The following is a 5152-nucleotide window of genomic DNA, read 5'->3' on the forward strand; positions in this document are numbered from 1 at the left end:
TTGCGGTACCCGAGGTCCTGCAGGTCACGGCTCATCGCTCGCAGCGATCGCGCACGCTGATACTGCGTCGTATGACTACCGTCGCGGTTGCGCCGGCAGAGTTGCATGAAGTCGTAACCCAGCTTGTTCATGAGCAGTTCGCGGTAAGTGTAATTGCCAGTCCGGACGGCCTTACCGTCTCGGAGCGCCCGAAGGCTAAAGGCATGGATCAAAGACGATGCTCGTCGTCTGCTGCAATAGCAGCGCCCGACGGTTCGCCTGGTGGGAATCACGACGGGAGGTCGTGCAGCGTGTGTCTCCTCTGCTGGATGGAATAGCAGGAGATCGCGCACCCATGAGGGCGGCACGGATCCCCTCATAGGGCCACAGGTCACGTCTGTGGAACGCGTCAGCGATGCTGACGGGGATCTCGGTTCGGGCTCTGTCGAACCCCGGTCGAAGACACCGAAGGGCGATCCATTCGAGGATCAACCGGCCTGCCTGGGTGAGGTGGCAGACAACCTCAAAGGCGTCACTGATAACCGTCAGTGACCAGCGGCTTACCCTGTTAAAAGTAGCTCATCACGCGTTTGTCACTCAAGTATTTTCCTAAAAACCCCGCCACTTGTGGCGTTGTCAGTCCGCGTCACTACCTAAAAAAGTAGTGACGCGGCCAAGCTTTCGCAGCGGTAGTCAAAATCTCATTGGTCTTTCAGACCAGTAGCTGACGCCCTTCGGTTGTCGGGCACGGTGATGGCCGGATCGTCTACCCCACACGATCCGGCCATCATCGTGCCTAGCTAATACCTCTAGTTGGTCGTTGTGGTTGCAATCAGTTTCGGCGTTTGGATGCTCGCGAGCGCAGCGAGCCATGATCAACCCGCACGAGCACCAGCCATTCAGTGTCGCCTTTGAGTGGGCGCGTCACCGGTACTGACGCCTACTCACCGCCTCTCTGATTAACTTAGGGTTTATTGCCGTTCGTCGTTCGAGTGTCGCCGTCCACCATAGACACGCTGTCGCGTAGCGGCTCGGGTACCGCATCATTAGACACGGTCGAAACGAGGGCGAAGCGGAAGGTGGGCGAGCGTAATGCACGCGCACGCGCACGCGCACGCGCACGCGTTTTAATTAATTTTAAAGTCTTTAAAGACTTTAGGTGATTACAAGATGTTGATAACAAAAGTTTTTATTGGAAATAAGGCGAGAGATTCCGAGTGATAAGGCGAGAGATTCCGAGTGATAAGGCGAGAGATTCCGAGTGATAAGGCGAGAGATTCCTTGTTTAAGGCGAGTCTGGAAGATAGCCTCGCCTTAATGACTGGGGGGATATATGCCAAAAAAGCCTGTTGTCAAAAAATCCAATGCGCTGATCAATGCCTCGTACACGATTTCGCTAGTTGAGCAGCGGCTGATTCTACTGGCTATTGTCAGCGCCAACGGTGAGCTGGAGAAGATGGGAGAGCTGACTGTCCGCGCTCAAGACTACGCCGACCAATGGGACGTGAGCCTATCGACCGCTTACGAGTCACTGAAAGACGCCGCCGAGCAACTGTTTGAACGCCGCTTCACGTTCCAAGAGGAAACTAGGAAAGGGTTAAAAACCACAGTTAGTCGTTGGGTGTCCCATGTGGCATACGTCGAGGGCGCGGCTAGTGTTGATCTAGCGTTTGCTCCTCATGTGCAGCCGCTGCTATGCGACCTCCGGGAAAAATTCACTCATTACGCACTAGAACAGGTGGCCGGCCTGTCGAGCGTGCATGCCGTGCGCTTTTACGAGCTGCTGATTGCATGGCGCTCGACAGGGCAGACCCCAGTCATAGCAGTGGCCGAGCTGAGGCAACGGCTGGGCATTGATTCTGCCAAGTATCCACGCATGACAGACTTCAAACGCTGGGTTCTTGATGCCGCGATAAAGCAGATCAACGAGCACACCGACATCACGGCGAAATACGAGCAGCACAAACGGGGCCGATCGATTACAGGGTTCTCGTTCAGCCTCAAGCTTAAGGCTCCAGAAAAGCTACAGAAGTCGCGTAAAAAGAAAACCAACGCGATGCTCGAGAATGGGAAAAGAAACACCTCAGGGGCGCGCTACGGCATTCCTCAGAAGGTAATTGAAGCCCAGGCACTGCCGGGTGAAGGCTATGACGATGCAGCGTTGCGGCTGCTCGAGGAATCGAAAACCCAGAACGCAACTGACACGGGAGATCTGTTCGAAATTCGTTGAGCCATTTCAGACAGCTTCCCACGGCTTAAAGTCGTGACGGCATAAATAGGGTCATGCAAAACCAAAAGGAGAACTGCATGAACCCGAAAAACAATCCAACCCCCACCGTAAAAATCATCAGGACAATGGGCTGGCTGGCCTTGGCAGACCCATCCGGCCTTTCGATATGGCTCGTACTGGGTCTATCAACGATCGTCGTGCTGCACCGCGAATTCAGCTGACATGGACTAACGTACTGATATACTGTAGCCACAATGTAGCTACAAAAAGGAGATGGTTATGCCTACCGATAGCGTGGTTCGTGCCCGCATCGATGCCGATACCAAGGAACGCGCCACGGCAGCACTGGAAGCCATGGGGCTTTCGGTTTCTGACGCTATTCGGCTACTGATGCTGCGGGTTGCCGACGAGCAGCGGCTGCCGTTCAGTATTCAGGTTCCAAACACCACTACGGCCAAGGCGCTAACTGAGCTGGATAGCCGAAAGGGCAAACGGTTCGACAGTACTGAAGCCCTGTTCGAGGATCTGGGAATCTGATGCTCGTTCTGGTTAGAACCAGTCAATTCAAGCGTGACGTCAAACGGCTCCAGAAACAGGGTAAGGACATGGAGAAATTAAAAACGCTACTCACGCTTCTCGTTACCCAGTCGCCCTTACCAGAGGAATATCAGGATCATTCGCTGCGCGGTAATTGGAAGGGTTATCGGGATGCGCATATCGAACCCGACTGGTTATTGCTGTACCGCGTGCAGGGTGATGAACTTCAACTGGCTCGAACCGGAAGTCACGCCAATTTGTTTCAGGATTGATTGCGTTTGGCTGTGACTCTGCGATGAATGAAGGGCACGAGTTGATTAAGCGGATGTAGAAGCCTTAGCTGAGTATCAGCCCTCGACTAGATCTTCTTTATCTTGGAGCAGTTTCTTCAAACCCGAGCTCTCAAAAGTCTTTCGAGCTTTGCTCAAGTCATGACGCAGCTGAAGCTGAAGCCATGTCTCTGGGTTACTACCAAAGACATAACTTAGACGCAGAGCCATATCAGTCGTGACCTCAGCTTTTTCGTTGACCATTCGGCTAACGGAAGAAACTGAGACATCCATAGCTTTTGCAAGAGCGGTCATCGTAAGCCCTAGCGGCTCCATGAGATCCAAGCGAATAACGGCTCCTGGATGTGTAGGTTGAGAAAGGAAGTTAGTCTCCACTGGACCTCCTTTGCGTCATGCGCATTGCGCAAGGCGCAATCTTTAAAATATATATTGACATAAACCTAATTTAGGTCTACAATTTTACTCGAGCGCGACGTACGTTTAGTTGGGCGCACTGAGGACAGCGTGAAATGTTTCGTATTAGCGTACTGCGCATTTTATGCTTGGATTGGCTCTTCGGCAAGTGGTATTTAGAAAATATTTACCCTGCCAGAGACGACAGCCAATTCCGTCCTTCTTGTGTTGAACATCTCGCTACAACGGGCTCACCCAACCAACACAAGAGGAACTTATAGATGCAATACCCGAAGATGAGCTTTAAAAATCAAGAACTTGAAGATGTTTTCCAAGGAAAAATCAGTGCCGAAATTCCTTTGTTACATCAGAAGACACTAAAGCGCTACATGGACGTAATGGCGATATCAGCCGATCTATCTTTAATCAACTGCATCGCCAAGGCCCACAAAGGAAACATCAAGACTTGGCCAGAAGATAAGATAGATGGACATGAACTTTACTCTATCAATATAAATGGACGTGACTACTGTCTTTTCTTCCGATTCCGCATGGAAGGGTCGTTCTTCGACTTAGACTATGGTCCTGCCCAGTCATCGACGGATTAAGTAAAGGGGCTCGACCAATCCCCTTCATGTAAGTAGTGGCGGGGATTGGCCAAAGACACATCATCGTCTTAAAAATTGGTCTTCGCGTTCTTCTTTAATGAAGAGGCCCTACGGTGAGCGCGATACGTGACGATGCCGGCAATGATCAAAGGGATAAGGAACATCGACAGAATCAACATTAGTTTCGGCCACTGAATTCCCCGGCTTCCGCCTTGGCTCACCAGCTCCAACATGATGTAACTCATATGCTCCTCCCGTCTTAACGCCCCAGGTATATAGCCGTTACCTGCTCGCGTTCGTGGCCCAGCTCACGTGAGATGGTCAATCGGGCTTCCCGATCCTGATCACGCTGTTCCGGGGTCAGTTCGCTCGAAACAGATCCGCCGGCAGCCGGCGCAGCTCGTCCTGTCAGCTCCTGATAGCGCGACTGCGCATAGGCGTGTCGCAGGCCATGCATTCGCGACAACCCAGCCTTGCCCAGTTGGTACTCGTAATGCTTGAGGTGCCTAGCATAGGACCTGTCTTCCGGAATCAGTGATCTCGAGCCGGCCAGCCTATGCGCCTCATCCAGAGCCAGCCGCTGCGAATCGGTTCGAATCGGGATCTCGCGTTCACGGCCGCCTTTCGTCCAGCTGCCCTGCAATACCAGTCGATCACCATGATCTGCACTGGCCGGCTGGATCTTCATCGACTCCTCCCGACGCAGGCCGAACTCACGCTGTAACACCAGGCTGGCCTGAATGCGTTCGTCCGGAATCGCTGACACACGTGGATCCAGCTCCTGTGCTCGACTGACCTGAGCGGTATAGGCTCGATCAGCGACGCCCAGGGCGCTGTTGTCACGAGGTACCACGCTTGACTTGCCTACCTTCTCGGCCCACCACCGGACGTGGGCCAATCGATTCTTGAGCGTCGCGTCACCCAGCCCGTTATCGCGCCAGTGCGAGACCAGCGCCTCCACGTGCTTGGGTTTCAGGCTTTCCGCTCGAAGATTGCGGTACCCGAGGTCCTGCAGGTCACGGCTCATCGCTCGCAGCGATCGCGCACGCTGATACTGCGTCGTATGACTACCGTCGCGGTTGCGCCGGCAGAGTTGCATGAAGTCGTAACCCAGC

7 protein-coding genes are annotated in these 5152 nt (G+C 53.4%); 5 read left to right on the plus strand and 2 right to left on the minus strand.

Annotated features, from left to right (window positions below; translation table 11 throughout):
• Positions 1–1312 precede the first annotated feature (1312 nt).
• The 4 genes from repM (at position 1313) to NAT23_RS14685 (ending at position 3018) form a co-directional block, all read left to right on the plus strand.
• Positions 1313–2209 carry a replication initiation protein RepM gene (gene repM, locus NAT23_RS14670; RefSeq protein ID WP_251929394.1) on the plus strand — a complete coding sequence of 299 codons (897 nt, stop codon included), beginning with the start codon at positions 1313–1315 and terminating at the stop codon, positions 2207–2209.
• Between the two features lie 77 nt (positions 2210–2286).
• Complete coding sequence (locus tag NAT23_RS14675; protein ID WP_251929395.1) at positions 2287–2430, plus strand: hypothetical protein; 144 nt, start codon at positions 2287–2289, stop codon at positions 2428–2430.
• Between the two features lie 58 nt (positions 2431–2488).
• Complete coding sequence (locus NAT23_RS14680) at positions 2489–2746, plus strand: type II toxin-antitoxin system RelB/DinJ family antitoxin (protein WP_251929396.1); 258 nt, start codon at positions 2489–2491, stop codon at positions 2744–2746.
• Positions 2746–3018 (plus strand): type II toxin-antitoxin system YafQ family toxin, encoded by a 273-nt coding sequence (locus NAT23_RS14685; RefSeq protein ID WP_251929397.1) that lies wholly within the window; start codon positions 2746–2748, stop codon positions 3016–3018. Before NAT23_RS14680 ends, NAT23_RS14685 begins: the two co-directional genes overlap by 1 nt.
• 75 nt (positions 3019–3093) lie before the next feature.
• Here NAT23_RS14685 and NAT23_RS14690 read toward each other — a convergent pair whose 3' ends face one another.
• Positions 3094–3411, minus strand: coding sequence for a HigA family addiction module antitoxin (locus NAT23_RS14690; RefSeq protein WP_251929398.1), 318 nt, complete (start codon positions 3409–3411; stop codon positions 3094–3096).
• A gap of 299 nt (positions 3412–3710) precedes the next feature.
• Here NAT23_RS14690 and NAT23_RS14695 point away from each other — a divergent pair, with 299 nt between their 5' ends.
• The gene (locus tag NAT23_RS14695; RefSeq protein ID WP_251929399.1) at positions 3711–4037 is read left to right on the plus strand and encodes a hypothetical protein; all 327 of its coding nucleotides are present in this window, start codon (positions 3711–3713) and stop codon (positions 4035–4037) included.
• Positions 4038–4296: 259 nt separating this feature from the next.
• Here NAT23_RS14695 and NAT23_RS14700 read toward each other — a convergent pair.
• Positions 4297–5152 (minus strand): phage integrase N-terminal domain-containing protein (locus NAT23_RS14700; protein ID WP_350028346.1); only part of this gene is annotated, 856 nt, incomplete at its 5' end.

This window comes from Larsenimonas salina, from assembly GCF_023736155.1.
Classification (GTDB): Bacteria; Pseudomonadota; Gammaproteobacteria; order Pseudomonadales; family Halomonadaceae; genus Larsenimonas; species Larsenimonas salina.